Raw genomic sequence first — 15,387 nt, 5'->3', positions numbered from 1 at the left:
CGCCCTCAACGAACGGCTTCATCGGGTGGTTGGCGCGAGGAACGTGATGGCGTCGAACTCGACCATCCTGTTGCTGGCATCGCTCAGGGCTGTAATCGTGAATTCTCCGCCGGTCGGGCTGGAGACAAAGACCCGCGTAACGCCCTGCGCATCGGTCTGACTCTGCACTGGCCGGAACACCAGAACCGCTGAAGGATCCTTGCTCTCGCCGTTCCAGCGCACCGGGCGATGGCGGCCGGGGTTTTGGTAGTTGTCGCGCAGGCTCGCATACAGCTCGACCTCCAGCCCTGCCGGCACCGGGTCCACGGGCACCTGAGCCATCATCGAAGGCGGGAAATCCAGGGTCGCGCTATCGTCGAGAACCTGCAGCGGCGGCGCCTGTTGGGCGTCGATCAGATCCAGCCAGAACAACGGCACCTCTCGCCCCATGACCTTGCCCGGCACGTAATCGACCTTCAGCACGCCGTCGGCATTGGTAGCGGAAGTCGCAACCGTGCCCAAAGTGGTCTGCCAATACACGTAGACCCCTTTCAACGCCTCGTCGGCAGCGTCCTTGAGCGTCACGGTCAGGACGATTTTGTCTGCCGGCTTGTTGGCCACCACCTCGGTCTTGTCGACGGTGCAGGTCATGCTGACGAGGGGTTCAGGCACTTCGTCAGCGAAAGACACCAACGGGGTGCGCGTCTCCGAAATGCTCAGCAAGGCGCGCTCGGCGGCAATTGCATAAGCACTCTTGTCGACCGTTTCCGGCAGGGTTCCCAGCAGGAAAATCGTCAGGGCGTCCATGCCGCTGTGTTCGGCCAGGACGCGAATACGCATCAGCAAATCGAGTTGGCTGAGGGTCTTCAGGATCGCGTCGTCCGCCCCCACGCGGCTGACGCACTCACGCACTTCCTGCACGCTCCAGTCAAAGAACGCCGCGAGGCGCTGCACGGCCGCCTGCTGGGCCAGTCGCAGCGCATCTACGCTGATGGAGCCGGGCAAGGCATGAACCTGGCGCAGATAGTCGAGGAGTTTGTCCGCCGGCTGCTGACTCATCTCGAACGCCCGGGTCAGCACGCTCAGGTAATACAGAGTGCGCATCGACAGCAGGTGACGGTCGTCCTGATCGATCCAGGCCTTGTGCCCGTATTGCAAAAAGTCTTCGAGCAGGCGCGCGCTCAGGTCCAGCTTGCTCACCACCGCACTGCGCCGTCGCAGATCGGCCAACAGACTCAGCAACGGGTCCGGCTGCTCCGAGGCACGTGCCTCCAGTGCTTCGCGCTCGGCGCGTTCGAGCACCTGCGACAACAACTGATACACCGAGGACTGCGCCCAGCTCAGCACCCGCAGTGCCCGCTCGGCATCAAGTCCGGTGTACACCGTCAGGCATTCCCGGGCGACCGAGACTTGTGCTTCCCGCGCCTGCAACAACACGTTCAGCATGCGCTCGCCAATACTCGCAAGCGTGTCGGCGTCGACCTCACCGAGCCCGTCCTTGATGGCCTGATCGAGTTTTTCCCGGGCAAAATTCAGGTAGTCCGCTTCGGGCAACGACGAATTGACGATCAGTCCGGAAGCGTCGACCAGGTCACCGAGAAAATGCAGCCAGTCCAGGCCTGGCTGCAAGGGCACCCCCGCCGCCTGCAACCCGGCATTGCTGAACAGTGCCGAAGGCAGCAGATTGCGCAGCTGCTCGAACAGACTCCGCTCCGCCTCGGAGGCAACCGCCAATGCCTGAAGCGGCGAGACCTGTTGCAATACCCATTGCACCGGCAGGTCGCGCTCCCTGCACCAGGACACGCAAGAGTGCAGCGCATAAATCAGGTTGAGCGCGTCCGGAACACTGTCGTTGTCACTGCGCTCGATGATGCGCGGTTTGCCTGCCAGCCCATTGAGCCAGTTCTCACCGCCCAGCAGGGTCAGCATCAGCCCCCCTTCGACCGGCGTAATACCGAGCAGCCGTGGCAATTTCACCAGGCGGTAAAAACTCGAAATCACCTCCGGGGTACGTGTGAGCTGGTCACCCAGTCCATGTGCCCGAGCAATGACCACCGCCAGATAAGCGTAGGTCTGCAGGTCGATGTTCAAGCCACTGCACAACTGGCTGACGGTCAGGTCGGTCACGCCTTGCCCCGGCAGCACGGTAAACAATCCCTTGTCCAGCAACAACGGCTGACGGTAGCTGCCCTGACTGTTGAAAGTACGGTCGAACAGCGAGAGCACCGGGCCACGGCCATAGAGTGACAGGTCATCGATAAACGCCGCAAAGTCCTCGGCCGGGCAGTCATAACGCTCGCGCAGTGACTGGAACAGGCCCACGGCATGCACCGTGTGGGTGGAAATCCACCAGGGGAATTGTGGCGACTTACCGCGTTTTTCTGCGTTGATCGCCGCCACCAGCAGGGCATCGACCTGTTCGGGCGGCAAGCCCAGCCATTGATCCAGACGCAGTTTGCGGTTCATGCGTTCGTAGCGATCGATGCGGACCGGGTCCTCGGTCAGACGATGCGAAAGCGCTGCACCGTTGAAGTTGATGCTCAGCGCTGGAGATTCGGCAGCATTGAGATACACCGAACCGCTCAGCTGGCTCTCGTCACCCGCCAGTGGCGCGCTTGCGGCGTAGGTGACATGGGCCGAGCGTGTCGGGGCGAACTCGCGAATCGACAGCAAGGCCTCGAGGTCTTGCGCGCTCAGGCGGGTGCGTTCACCGAAAAACGGTACTTGATTGAGGTTCTGCCAATCCAAATTCCCCGCGCCAAAATTGTGCAGGTAATACGCCTCTCTCTCCTTCTCCACGTCCGGGGTGGGGGCTTGCGTCAGTAACTCACGCTGGTACGGCCCCAGCCGCGAGGCATGGCTCAGGGCCCGCCCGGCATCGTTGTCCCAGGCCTCGGGCTGTAGAAAATACGGATAGGCCAGATCCACCATGTGCGCAAAGTTGCCCACCGACATCCCCTGCTGACGGGCGGCGAAATCCAGCGTGACCCAATGCTGGTAATAAGGCAGGCCGTTGGGGTAGCGGGCGGCGATCAGTGCGTCTTCGAGATCCGTTTCCTTGTCCTTGTTTGCCTCGATGAACGTTTCCAGCACCGGCACGATGATGTCCAGCGCCGAGATCGACTGATGCACCGCACTGAAGTCGATCTGCAGACGCTTCAGGTCCTGGCGACGATCATGCAAATCCAGCTTGCCCGCTTTACCCTCGGCAAAGATCCAGTCCCGGATCCAGCGCAGCAACTCGATCAGATAGGCCACCGGCGATGCGATCGATTCCAGTGCCTGCGGCGGGCACAAATCGCCGAATCCGGGGCTGAACAGTTGCTCGAAACTCGGCCCGTTCACCATCGACAACAGCCCACTGTCAGGACGCGTGAGCTGGGTGGCCGAACCGCGCAAGGTGTGTTCAATGAACTGGCGCCGCACGAAAACCGCCAGGGCGTTGGCTCTGCGCAGAAACGCCTGGGCGTCCTCGGGCTGCAGCTGATAGTCCCGGACCAGCCCGCGCACGCCGCGCTCCACCAGCGGAAAAATCGAACCGCCGCTCTCAAGGTATGTGGAAAGATCAGCGTAGGTCTTGCGCTGTTCGGCATCGAACACCTGCGACAGCAATTGTTCGACAGGGCGAATCACAGGCTCATTCATGGCCGGCTCCCAGTGGGGTGGCAATCTTGTCAAAACGTCCGCTCTCGACCCAGTCGGACAGGGTCGAGCCATCCGCGCCGTCGGTGACGGTCTGCTGAAAGCGGCACCAGTGGCCACCGGCGCGCAGGCCTTGTCCACCCTGGCTGCGCCAGCCTTGCGCGGTGACGGCGATGTTGGCGCTGAGAATCTGTCCGGGGTCGTACCAACTCACCACCTGACCCACTCCCGCGCGGCCGGTGCCGGCCAATTCGAACTGTCCTGCAACCCAGGCGCCTGCCGCCGGCTCATCAATCCCGGGCAGATAAGTGCCAAGCAATACCGGGTGCGCAGCGGAAGCGTCCGACTCGTAGCCGTCGCGCGAAGAGACCGCTTGCAGGTTGTACCGTCCAGCCGCCTGACTCAGCACAAGCGTCAGCGTCCAGGTGCGATCCTCAAGCACTGGGGCGCTGCCCAGTACCGAGCCTTTGCTGTTCGTCAGTGACGCCGTCACTGTGTCCTCCGGATCGCCGAACCCGGACACCACCACGCTGCGACCGACAAACGTGTCCCGACCCGGGCTTTCGATAAACGGTGCGGCCGGCACCACGCGGTAGGTGAGCGAAGGGCTGTCCTTCGACTCCCTGTTATCAAGGAATTGCCTGGCCTTGAGGGTGTAGGTGCCGACCGGCAGCACCACCTCGGCCTGCCATTGGCCCTCGGCACTGACCGGTATTTTATCGAGCAGCGGTTCCGGCACCCCTTCACGCCAGACCGACACCTGGCCATAGGGATCGCCGGTTCCCGAGAGCATGGCGGTGCGCGGCAGGGCCTGACCCGGTGCCGGCACCTCGATGACGGGCGGCAGCAGCACCACGTCGAAAGTGCGCACATCGCTGCGCGCTGAAGGCCGGTCGCCGATGGTTTGCGTGGCATCGATCTGGTAGGTGCGAAATTCCAGCCCGCTCAGTTCAACGAACCATGCACCCTGACTGGTCAGTTGTTTCGGCGCGCCCAATGCCCAACCGAACTGGGCATCACGCAATTGCAAGGTGGCGCCATTGAACCCCTGTTCGCCACGCACGAGCAGGGTGCGACCGGCCTCGGTGTTTTCCGCAGGTTCGGTGATGAGCAGTTTTTCCGGACTGACCCGGAAGGTTTGCGAGGCCGCCGGCGAAGCATTGCCGGCGACGGTCTGGATCACCGTGACGGTATGCTCCTTGTCCGGCGCAAACCCGACCGGGCGTTTGAAGGCCCAGTTGCCACTGGCGCCATCGGGCTCATGCACGGTGGTGTCATCGCTGTAGGTCAGCCTCAGTACTGCGCCGGGCCAGCATCTGCCGGAGATTTTCGGCGACAGCCCGTCGTCCTCGATGACGCTGATCTGCGGCGCCACTAACGGCACGCTGATGGTCATCTCCACCGGGTCGGATTCCAGGCTGCCGTTCTTCTGAACCACGAGCACGACCTTGGTCGTGTTCGGCTCCCAGGGGCTTGCAGGCCGCGTCGTCCAGTTCTGCGATGTTACCGTTGCCGGCGGCGCCAGTTGCGCACCGGTCACCTTGTCCGTCACCACCACCGTCGCCCCGTTGATGCCCTTGCCGGTGAGGATCGGGATGTAGTCGACAACGCTGAAGCCCAGGTCGAACGGTGCCGGGTAACGATCGATCTTGACCGTGTATTCCACCGGCTCCGACTCGGCGTTACCCAGTGTCTGCACAAACAGCACCGTGCGCGTCGAACCTGGCGTCCAGGGCGCATTGGCCGTGGTCGACCAGCCCTGAGCGGTGACCAACGCTGCCGGAGCCAGCGCCGTGCCGTCAGCTTTATCCTTCACCAGGACCGATGCCCCCGCTATGCCCTCTCCGTAGAAGGTCGGTCTGTATTCGTTCACGGTATGGGTAATGTCAGTGGGCGGCAGCAGCTTCGACGAAGCGGTGAACCGATACGCCTGCGACAGGATAGAGCCTCCAGAGTTGTCCCGGACTTTTTGCACAGCCGCCAGCTCGTAGGTACCGATGGGCCAGTTCTGTGAAGTGGTTTTCCAGGTGCCTGCGGTCACGACCACGTCAGGTGGCGCTGTTGCACCTTGCGGGCCGCTCACGATCGTGATTTCGACCGTGGCGCCGGTGAAACCGGTACCTGAGAACTCGACGGTGGTGAGGGATGGGTAGGTGACGCTGACAGCCGTCAGTGCTGGAGGACGGATTTTGAGCAGCAAAGCCTCAGATCGTAGCGATGGTTTCCCGAGCAATGTCTGTGTCGCCGTTATCGAAAAAGGACCGGGCTGCAGATTGAGTTCCATGCGCCAAGCCTTCGTGTCCGGGCCTTGCTCATTACCGATGTAGCCCACTACTGAATATCCCAGCGGGAAATCACCAAAGTCTCGATAGGCCCGTAATCCAGCGAGGAACTCTCCCTTGCCGCTGAGGATGAATTGCTGCTCCACAAACTCGCCCGCTGCGGGACTTTCAATGGTCGGTTTCGGCACTCCGACTGGATCGGGCAGTTCGTAAATAAACTCGAACTGCGCGGCAATGCTGTCGATTTTTTTCGATCGATACTGGGCAACAACTGTTTTTTTACCTGATCCGAAAAACGTACAGACGGCACTCCAGAGCAAAGCAATGGGAAACGCTGTTCCGCAGAACCGCCGCGAGCCGTCGGCCAGTATTTCAAAAACATCGATGGTCAAAGACGGCTCCAATGAAAAACCGGATACGCCAACCACCACGCCTCTGACTTCCCCTTCGATAGGAGAAATAATGACCGGCCTATCGCCAAAATCGCCCTGCGGCGCCTGCAGTTGGTCCTGTACTTGATCAGTCATGATTTGGCGCTCCACCTGATTGGCTCCCGTTGCGGGTTTCTACCAGCGCGCCACTCCCACCCACACCTGTAAAATCTGACAGTCTCGACGAACGGTAATCTTCCAGCGACGTGTGTTTCCGGGTGTTTCCCTGTGTGCCGGGAGGCTACAACGCCTTGCGCCTTTGCCTACAGATCCGCCAGAATCCGCCGGCTTGTGCGCTTTGCCGATGCCCCGTAACGTGATCCGTGCCGCTGCCAATCAGTGGTCGGGTTTAGTCGCCCGGGGGTTTCACCAATGTGCATAAGCGTCATCAAGTCGGGTATTCCCTATCCCCGCACTCGATGGTGGCTGTTCGCAGGGCGCCTTCGGGCGCGCCGGTTTTTGGTGATGGTTTCCCCCGGTCGACTAACCTGCGTTCAGCCGCCACCCTCTCGTTTAGTCGCGAGATCGTGCTGGCATCACTTAAGGGAAAATCACCGTGTTCAAACCAACTCCAAATCCACCCGAAACAAATCCTGCCGATAGCTCGCCCTACGAATCCCCCGATTCACGAAAGCTCCACGAAGCCGCCGAGCGCGCCCTCGATCACTACCTCAAACCCGAACCGCCCTCGCGCAATTCCGTGGATCGCGGCATGCAGATGTTCCGAGTCGCGCCCGACCTCAATCCCGAAGCCATCGCCATCCAGACCTACGAAACCTTTTCGTCGGTGAGCATTCTGCTGCTGGATCTGGCGGACAGCCTGGAAGACAAACCACGGCATCTGGCAATGGCGATTTATCAGTTGAGCGAGATGGGGTTGTTGCTGGCGGAGAAGACGCTGGACAGTGAGCGGGCGATTGCTCTGGGTTAGCCCATAGATAGACGTTGTCTGTGCTGACGCCTTCGCGGGCAAGCCCGCTCCCACAGGGATTGGCGGTGTGTACACCTCCTGTGATCAACACCGGACACTGTGGGAGCGGGCTTGCCCGCGAAGGCAATAGAGAGAGCGCCGCAGACGTCAGGCAGACGCCGGCAGAGGTTGAAAACTGAAGTACTGCTTCAATGCCCGCACCAGCTGCGCATATTCCGGGGGCGGGCGCTGCAGGCTGAACCCGGCGTCGTAATGCAGGGGAGTCGCGTCTTCGTGGCACCACAGGCAGCACGCATTGAGGTCGATCACCTGTTGGCAACCATCGCTGGCGGGGATTTTCAGACGCAGATGGAATTCGGCACCGATCATCATCGGCAACTGGCTGATGAGCATCAGGCCGTCTTCAGACACGTTGCCCAGAAAGCCGATGGGTTTGTCGGTGACGCTGTTGAACACTCTGAGGAAGTACGGCAACTGATGCCGTTCGATTCGGCGGTCGGTAAACATGCGCAGTTCGCCATGCAAGGCTCCATCACAGAGCCGCACCTTTGCTTCGGAACGCGCCTGTATGGCAGCCGCGCTCTCCCCGCTTCCGGTGGGATGGTCGCCAATACGCCATCGCCTCAACAACGACCAGTCGCAGGTGTTGCCCCGGTTCAAAGTCAGGCTCTGAACCGGATCACTGGACTATAGCTCAGCTTGTACAACAGGCCAGATTTTGTATGACAACCACCATCAGAAACGCTGTGCCGGTACCACCGCTGCCGAACTGCGGGTCGGATAATGGCCCAGGCTCTGCAGGGTTTCCAGGCGCGCACGGGCGCGGAAGGCGTATTCGCTGGTAGGGTACGAGGCGATGATGAACTGGTAGGTCTGCGCCGCGTCGATGTACATTTTTTGCCGTTCCAGGCATTGGCCGCGCATCATCGACACTTCCGGCCACACATAAGGACGCGCCCGGCTGTCGCGCTCGACCTTGGACAGTTCGAGCATCACCTGCTCGCAATTGCCCCGGTCATAGGCGCTGTAAGCGTTGTTCAGATGGTGGTTCATCGCCCAACGGGTACATCCCGTGGCGGCAAGGGCGCTGAGGGCAAGGGCGGCAATGGGCAACAATCGCATGGGTGTTCTCCTGTCTTGAGTTCTGTATCGACCCCTGGTCGGAAATCTTCAGGCGCGTTTGTCCCAAAGTTGCCACGTTCAATAAAGAAAACGATAAGTAGTGCATTCGAACAATGACTACACCCTCGGAGCATAGTAGCCTTCGCTGGCGCTTGAACTCAGGAGTCTTTGCATGTCCGTCCGTCGTACCAAAATCGTCGCTACCCTTGGCCCGGCCAGTAACTCGCCGGAAGTTCTCGAACAGCTGATTCTGGCTGGTCTGGACGTCGCCCGTCTGAACTTCTCCCACGGCACCCCCGACGAGCACAAGGCTCGCGCGAAGCTGGTGCGTGACCTCGCCGCCAAGCACGGCCGCTTCGTCGCCCTGCTGGGTGACCTGCAAGGCCCGAAAATCCGTATCGCCAAATTCGCCAACAAGCGCATCGAGCTGAAGATCGGTGACAAGTTCACCTTCTCCACCAGCCATCCGCTGACCGAAGGCAACCAGCAAGTGGTCGGCATCGACTACCCGGATCTGGTGAAAGACTGCGGCGTGGGCGACGAGCTGCTGCTCGACGACGGCCGCGTGGTCATGCGCGTCGAAACCGCCACCGCTACCGAACTGCACTGCGTGGTGACCATCGGCGGCCCGCTGTCCGACCACAAAGGCATCAACCGTCGCGGTGGCGGCCTGACCGCGCCGGCCCTGACTGAAAAAGACAAGGCCGACATCAAGCTCGCCGCTGAAATGGAAGTCGACTACCTCGCGGTGTCCTTCCCGCGTGACGCGGCCGACATGAACTACGCCCGTCAACTGCGCGACGAAGCCGGCGGCACTGCCTGGCTGGTGGCGAAGATCGAACGCGCCGAAGCCGTGGCCGATGACGAAACCCTCGACGGTCTGATCAAGGCTTCCGACGCAGTGATGGTTGCCCGTGGTGACCTCGGTGTGGAAATCGGCGACGCTGAGCTGGTGGGCATTCAGAAGAAGATCATTCTGCACGCACGCCGCCACAACAAAGCGGTGATCGTCGCGACCCAGATGATGGAGTCGATGATCCAGAACCCGATGCCGACCCGCGCCGAAGTGTCCGACGTGGCCAACGCCGTGCTCGACTACACCGACGCCGTGATGCTCTCGGCCGAATCCGCTGCCGGTCTGTACCCGCTGGAAGCCGTTCAGGCGATGGCGCGTATCTGCGTCGGCGCTGAAAAGCACCCGACCAGCAAGACTTCCAGCCACCGTATCGGCAAGGAATTCGAGCGCTGCGACGAAAGCATCGCCCTGGCGACCATGTACACCGCCAACCACTTCCCGGGCGTGAAAGCGATCATCGCGTTGACTGAAAGCGGCTACACCCCGCTGATCATGTCGCGTATCCGTTCTTCGGTGCCGATCTACGCGTTCACCCCGCACCGCGAAGCCCAGGCTCGCGCAGCGATGTTCCGTGGCGTGTACACCGTGCCATTCGACCCGGCCTCGCTGGCACCGAACGAAGTCAGCCAGAAGGCAATCGACGAGCTGGTCAAGCGCGGCGTTGTGGAAAAAGGCGACTGGGTCATCCTGACCAAGGGCGACAGCTACCACACCACCGGCGGCACCAACGGCATGAAAATCCTGCACGTGGGCGACCCACAGGTCTGAGTGTTCAGCTGAAAAACCAAAGCCCCGGCATGTGAGTGCCGGGGCTTTTTGCATTCTGATCCTGAAGATGTGTTGGCTGATCCAATGCTATCGCGAGCAGGCTCACTCCTACATTTGAAATGCGTTCCCCCTGTAGGAGTGAGCCTGCTCGCGATGAGGACAGTACAGCCGCCCGAAAATCTCAATGGCGTTTGATAAACCCGGTCAACGCCGCCAATGCCTCCGGCGAGCGCAAGCGTTGGGTGAACAACACGCCCTCCTCTTCGATCACTTTACGGATCAACTCGCGCTCCGGCGCTTTGAGCAATTGCTTGCTGATGCGCACCGCCTCTGCGGGCAGCTCATCGAAGCGCAAGGCCTTTTCCCGCGCCTTGCTCAATGCCGCTTCGCCGCTGCCCAATGCCTCGGTGGCAATGCCCCACTGCGCCGCCTGTTCACCGCTGAATCCCTCGCCGAGCAGCAACAGCTCTGCCGCTTTGGCATGCCCGAGCAACCGCGGCAGGATCAGGCTGGAGCCGAATTCCGGGCACAGCCCCAGATTGACGAACGGCATACGCAGCCGTGCATCGCGGCTGACATAAACCAGATCGCAATGCAGCAACAACGTGGTGCCGATGCCCACCGCTGCCCCAGCCACCGCCGCGATCACCGGTTTGCGGCATTCGAGCAGGTTGAGCATGAAGTGGAACACCGGGCTGTCGAGGTCGCTCGGCGGTTGCTGGATGAAGTCGGCGATGTCGTTGCCGGCGGTGAAGCACTCGGCGCTACCGGTGATCAGCACGGCGTTGATTTCAGGGTCATTGTCGGCCTGCCTCAAGGCCTCGGCGAGGCGACTGTACATCGCGCGGGTCAGGGCGTTTTTCTTGTCCGGGCGGTTGAGGCGCAGGGTGAGCAAACCGCGTTCGCGTTCCAGCAGGATGGCTTCGGTCATGGCGTGTCTCAACATGGCTGGTTACAAGGTTCATCTGTGGCGAGGGAGCTTGTCGGATCGCCGCACCGTCCCGCTTGAGTGCGCAGCGCTCACAGGCTTTTGGGGCCGCTGCGCGGCCTAGCGGGAGCAAGCTCCCTCGCCACAGAAGCGCCCTCAACAAGAGAAGGATCTGCGCTCAACCGCGGGCCAGAAACACATCCGCCAGCAGTTGATTGCGCGGCAGTCCGGCCAGGTACAGACGTTTGGCAAAGGCGTCGACACTGGCGCTTGAGCCGCAGACTAAGGCCAGGGTCTGCCGGGAAACAAGGCGCAGTTGCGCCAAAGCGGCGGCTGAGTCGGCCGCCGTCCACAGCTCGACGCTGAGGTTTTCGCGCTGCGCGGCAAGCGCTGCCAGGGGTTTGGCCAGATAGTGCTCGCGCGTGTCATGGGCCAGGTGAATGACGCGGATGGCGCCTTGGTGATCCTGACGCAAGGCTTCGCGCAGCACGCCGAACAATGGCCCCAGCCCGGTGCCGGCCGCCAGCAACCACAGCGGTCGGGTGTGCCAGTCCGGGTCGTAATGCAGCGCGCCGCCGCGCAGTTCACCGAGGCGGATCGGGTCGCCGATCTGCAGGCGCCGCGCCGCATCGCTGAATTCGCCGGGCTGGCGACAGTCGAGGTGAAATTCGAGAAAGCGCTCTTCCTGCGGCAGGCTCGCCAGCGAATAGGGTCTGGCGATGTGGTTGATCCACAGCACCAGATGCTGCCCGGCGGCATAGCGCAGCGGACGTTGCGGAGTCAGGCGCAAACGCAGAACGTTGTCGCTGAGCCAGTCCAGCGCCTCGACCACCGCCGGGCGCCCGTCGCTGATCGGGTCGAAGGTGTGCACCTGCAGGTCTTCTGTGACCTGACACTGACAGGCCAGTCGCCAGCCCTCCAGACGCTGTTCGGCGCTCAGGGCATCCGGGCGGCTGTCGGCGGGCAGGCCGTTCACGCACTGCACCAGGCAGGCATGGCAACTGCCGGCGCGGCAGCTGTAAGGCACCGCGACGCCGTTCTGGTTAAGGGCGTCGAGCAGATTGCTGCCCGCCGCCACCGACCATTGCCGGTCACCGACCCGAAGTTCAGGCATCCACGTTCTCCCACGCCGCCGCACAGCGATTGCGCCCGTCGCGCTTGGCCCGGTACAGCGCCTGATCGGCGCGCTGCAAGGCGTCGTCCAGATCATCGCCCAGTTCCAGCAGAGTCATACCCGCCGACAGGCTGAGGTTGCGCACGTTCAGGCCCACCAGTTCAACGTCGGTGAAAGCAATGCGCAGGCGTTCACAACAGGCCGTCAAACGTTCGGCATCGCAGTCGGGCAGCAACACCACGAATTCTTCACCACCGTAACGCGCCAGCACGTCGCCGTCACGCAGGCAGGCACCCGCCACGCCGGCGAACGCCTGCAACACTTGGTCGCCGGCGGCATGGCCGTGCAGATCGTTGATGCGCTTGAAGTGATCGAGGTCGATCAGCGCCAGACCATGCACCACGCCCGGCTCCATCTCATCCAGTTCACGTGACGCCAGGCGCAGAAAATGCCGGCGATTGAACAGTCCGGTCAGCTCGTCGGTGGCCACCAGGTCTTCGAGCTGGCGCATCATCCCGCGCAGGGTGTCCTGATGCGCCTGCAAGGCAAACCGGCGCTGGCGCATGCGTTGCCGTGAAACCTGAACGAAGCGTGCGTAAATCACCAGCCACGCCAGCACCATCGCCAGAATGCACACCTGCAACGCCGCCAGCGCCGGATCCGGCAGACGGAAGTGATAGCCATCCCAGAGGGTGATTGCACAAAAACTGAAGAACACCAGCAGCGCACAGCGAATGAACGCGCGCCGGGATAAATGGAACAGACCGAACAGCAGGATCAGCACGTAGAACACCAGAAACGCGCCGCGTGCTTCATCCAGGTGAGCGATCAGCCAGGTCTGCCAGCCGAGCCCGAGCAACACTTGCGCTTCGGTCATGCTGGGGTCGGAAAAACGCAGGTTGCGCCCGGACCAGAACAGCGCAAACAGCGTGGCCTGGCAGATGACCACCAACGCGCTGCCGATGGCCACGCTGTTCAACGATTGCGGGTAATGCCCGGTAAAAAACGCCAGCCACAGCAGCAGCAAAGCCAATCCGTAAGTGGCGGCCGCAAGGGCAAAGCGCTTGAGCAAAAGGCGTTGAATGGCGTTATGGGTCAATCGTTGACTCACCGTGCGATAGGAGGCTGACCGAGTGTCCTACTCTACAGACCGGATGCCACTTTAGAGGGGCGGTCGATAAATGACCACCGATTTTCGGGCTCGAAAATTGACGTCAAAAGTGTGGCCTCAAAAGCCCCTCACCCTAGCCCTCTCCCCGAGGGAGAGGGAACTGACCGCATTGTTTATTTGAGATACGCCGACCTGATAAATCATGCCGAACTCAGGTTTTGAATTCGCCACAAATCGGCTCCCTTCCCCCCTCTCCCCCTTGGGGGAGAGGGCTGGGGTGAGGGGGTGGGTATTGAAGTGCAAACCCGATGTTCGATATTCGCCCAACCATGCGACCAACGAATGACTGCCGACGCGTGTATGCCCCGAAGAGGCGCGGTATACTGCCGCGCCTTTTTAGCGTCGCGCCAGCAGCCCCGGCGTGCCTTGAAAGGTGCTTGCAACCGACCGATGCACCCAAGCTGCAAGCACCTTATTGAATGTTCCCGTCTTTTAGAGGAGCGCGACTCATGACCGTGATCAAGCAAGATGACCTGATTCAGAGCGTTGCCGACGCCCTGCAATTCATTTCCTACTACCACCCCGTGGACTTCATCCAGGCGATGCACGAAGCCTACCTGCGCGAAGAATCGCCAGCGGCCCGTGATTCGATCGCGCAGATCCTGATCAACTCGCGCATGTGCGCCACCGGCCACCGGCCGATCTGCCAGGACACCGGCATCGTCACCGTGTTCGTGCGTGTGGGCATGGACGTACGTTGGGATGGCGCGACCATGAGCCTGGACGACATGATCAACGAAGGCGTGCGCCGCGCCTACAACCTGCCGGAAAACGTCCTGCGTGCCTCGATCCTCGCCGACCCGGCGGGCGCTCGCAAAAACACCAAGGACAACACCCCGGCGGTCATCCACTACTCCATCGTCCCGGGCAACACCGTGGAAGTGGACGTGGCGGCCAAGGGCGGCGGTTCCGAGAACAAGTCGAAAATGGCCATGCTCAACCCGTCCGACTCGATCGTTGACTGGGTGCTGAAAACCGTTCCGACCATGGGCGCCGGCTGGTGCCCACCGGGCATGCTGGGCATCGGTATCGGCGGCACCGCCGAGAAAGCCGCAGTGATGGCCAAGGAAGTGTTGATGGAGTCCATCGACATTCACGAACTGAAAGCCCGTGGCCCGCAGAACCGCATCGAAGAGATCCGTCTGGAGCTGTTCGAGAAGGTCAACCAACTGGGCATCGGCGCCCAGGGCCTCGGTGGCCTGACCACCGTGCTCGACGTGAAGATCATGGACTACCCGACCCACGCCGCCTCCCTGCCGGTGTGCATGATCCCGAACTGCGCCGCCACCCGTCACGCGCACTTCGTGCTCGACGGTACCGGCCCGGCCTCGCTGGAAGCGCCATCGCTGGACGCCTACCCGGAAATCGTCTGGGAAGCCGGCCCGTCGGCCCGTCGCGTCAACCTCGACACCCTGACGCCGGAAGAAGTGCAGAGCTGGAAGCCGGGCGAAACCGTCCTGCTCAACGGCAAGATGCTCACCGGTCGCGACGCGGCGCACAAGCGCATGGTCGAGATGCTGAACAAGGGCGAAACCCTGCCGGTGGATCTGAAAGGTCGCTTCATCTACTACGTCGGCCCGGTTGATCCGGTCGGTGACGAAGTGGTTGGCCCGGCAGGTCCGACTACCGCGACGCGGATGGACAAGTTCACCCGGCAGATCCTCGAGCAGACCGGTCTGCTGGGCATGATCGGCAAGTCCGAGCGTGGCCCGACCGCGATCGAAGCGATCAAGGACAACAAGGCCGTGTACCTGATGGCCGTGGGCGGCGCTGCTTACCTGGTGGCCCAGGCCATCAAGAAATCCAAGGTGCTGGCCTTCGCCGAGCTGGGTATGGAAGCGATCTACGAGTTCGAGGTCAAGGACATGCCGGTCACCGTCGCGGTGGACAGCAACGGTGAGTCGGTGCACATCACCGGCCCGGCGATCTGGCAACAGAAGATCGCCGAAAGCCTGGCGGTAGAAGTGCAGTAAGCGCTTCGCAGCCGTGAAAAAGGCCGGTCCGTCATACGACGGGCCGGCCTTTTTTGTGCGCGCATGCCCGTGCGGCCGCCCTGCACATTAATGGCTATTTGGCACCTGTCAGATCTGACAGGTTACGACGTCCCCGCTTGCTGTTAGCGTCTATCCACCCACGCGCCTCGCGTGTGCAATGGATCCGACC

Annotated in this window: 10 protein-coding genes; 3 read left to right on the top strand and 7 right to left on the bottom strand. The window is 61.8% G+C overall.

What is annotated here, in order from left to right:
- Positions 1-18: 18 nt before the first annotated feature.
- Both LCH64_RS03525 and LCH64_RS03520 read right to left on the bottom strand, forming a co-directional pair.
- Complete coding sequence (locus LCH64_RS03525) at positions 19-3,624, bottom strand: Tc toxin subunit A (protein WP_226499515.1); 3,606 nt, start codon at positions 3,622-3,624, stop codon at positions 19-21.
- Positions 3,617-6,430 (bottom strand): hypothetical protein, encoded by a 2,814-nt coding sequence (locus LCH64_RS03520; RefSeq protein WP_226499514.1) that lies wholly within the window; start codon positions 6,428-6,430, stop codon positions 3,617-3,619. The genes LCH64_RS03525 and LCH64_RS03520 overlap by 8 nt, the downstream gene beginning before the upstream one ends.
- A gap of 460 nt (positions 6,431-6,890) precedes the next feature.
- On the opposite strand from LCH64_RS03520, the gene LCH64_RS03515 reads away from it, so the two are divergent.
- Complete coding sequence (locus LCH64_RS03515; protein WP_226499513.1) at positions 6,891-7,265, top strand: DUF6124 family protein; 375 nt, start codon at positions 6,891-6,893, stop codon at positions 7,263-7,265.
- A 147-nt stretch (positions 7,266-7,412) separates the two neighbouring features.
- On the opposite strand, the gene LCH64_RS03510 is transcribed toward LCH64_RS03515, so the two are convergent.
- Positions 7,413-7,772, bottom strand: a complete 360-nt coding sequence (locus LCH64_RS03510) for a PilZ domain-containing protein (RefSeq protein ID WP_045122830.1) — start codon at positions 7,770-7,772, stop codon at positions 7,413-7,415.
- Between the two features lie 228 nt (positions 7,773-8,000).
- Complete coding sequence (locus tag LCH64_RS03505) at positions 8,001-8,387, bottom strand: hypothetical protein (protein ID WP_003227608.1); 387 nt, start codon at positions 8,385-8,387, stop codon at positions 8,001-8,003.
- 172 nt (positions 8,388-8,559) lie between these two features.
- On the opposite strand from LCH64_RS03505, the gene pyk reads away from it, so the two are divergent.
- Positions 8,560-10,011, top strand: coding sequence for a pyruvate kinase (pyk, locus tag LCH64_RS03500; RefSeq protein ID WP_003227610.1), 1,452 nt, complete (start codon positions 8,560-8,562; stop codon positions 10,009-10,011).
- A 181-nt stretch (positions 10,012-10,192) separates the two neighbouring features.
- Here pyk and LCH64_RS03495 read toward each other — a convergent pair whose 3' ends face one another.
- The 3 genes from LCH64_RS03495 to LCH64_RS03485 form a co-directional block, all read right to left on the bottom strand.
- Complete coding sequence (locus LCH64_RS03495) at positions 10,193-10,942, bottom strand: enoyl-CoA hydratase-related protein (RefSeq protein WP_226499512.1); 750 nt, start codon at positions 10,940-10,942, stop codon at positions 10,193-10,195.
- Positions 10,943-11,117: 175 nt separating this feature from the next.
- Positions 11,118-12,053, bottom strand: coding sequence for an iron-sulfur-binding ferredoxin reductase (locus LCH64_RS03490; RefSeq protein WP_226499511.1), 936 nt, complete (start codon positions 12,051-12,053; stop codon positions 11,118-11,120).
- Positions 12,046-13,152, bottom strand: coding sequence for a GGDEF domain-containing protein (locus tag LCH64_RS03485; RefSeq protein WP_003227615.1), 1,107 nt, complete (start codon positions 13,150-13,152; stop codon positions 12,046-12,048). The genes LCH64_RS03490 and LCH64_RS03485 overlap by 8 nt, the downstream gene beginning before the upstream one ends.
- A gap of 521 nt (positions 13,153-13,673) precedes the next feature.
- On the opposite strand from LCH64_RS03485, the gene LCH64_RS03480 reads away from it, so the two are divergent.
- A complete protein-coding gene (locus LCH64_RS03480; protein WP_003227616.1) occupies positions 13,674-15,197 on the top strand; it encodes a fumarate hydratase in 1,524 nt (507 codons plus the stop codon).
- The last annotated feature ends 190 nt before the right edge of the window (positions 15,198-15,387 follow it).

Origin of the sequence: Pseudomonas sp. MWU16-30322 (genome assembly GCF_020515535.1) — a bacterium.
GTDB classification, from domain to species: Bacteria; Pseudomonadota; Gammaproteobacteria; order Pseudomonadales; family Pseudomonadaceae; genus Aquipseudomonas; species Aquipseudomonas fluorescens_H.
Note: the sequence above shows the minus strand (reverse complement) of the source record. Positions and strands in the feature narration are given on the sequence as shown.

Bases quoted from the DNA above. Each gene is read 5' to 3' on its own strand.
- LCH64_RS03510 (WP_045122830.1), bottom strand. From the start codon at position 7,772: ATGTTTACCGACCGCCGAATCGAACGGCATCAGTTGCCGTACTTCCTC.
- LCH64_RS03495 (WP_226499512.1), bottom strand. From the start codon at position 10,942: ATGACCGAAGCCATCCTGCTGGAACGCGAACGCGGTTTGCTCACCCTG.
- LCH64_RS03505 (WP_003227608.1), bottom strand. From the start codon at position 8,387: ATGCGATTGTTGCCCATTGCCGCCCTTGCCCTCAGCGCCCTTGCCGCC.
- LCH64_RS03525 (WP_226499515.1), bottom strand. From the start codon at position 3,624: ATGAATGAGCCTGTGATTCGCCCTGTCGAACAATTGCTGTCGCAGGTG.
- LCH64_RS03490 (WP_226499511.1), bottom strand. From the start codon at position 12,053: ATGCCTGAACTTCGGGTCGGTGACCGGCAATGGTCGGTGGCGGCGGGC.
- LCH64_RS03480 (WP_003227616.1), top strand. From the start codon at position 13,674: ATGACCGTGATCAAGCAAGATGACCTGATTCAGAGCGTTGCCGACGCC.
- LCH64_RS03520 (WP_226499514.1), bottom strand. From the start codon at position 6,430: ATGACTGATCAAGTACAGGACCAACTGCAGGCGCCGCAGGGCGATTTT.
- pyk (WP_003227610.1), top strand. From the start codon at position 8,560: ATGTCCGTCCGTCGTACCAAAATCGTCGCTACCCTTGGCCCGGCCAGT.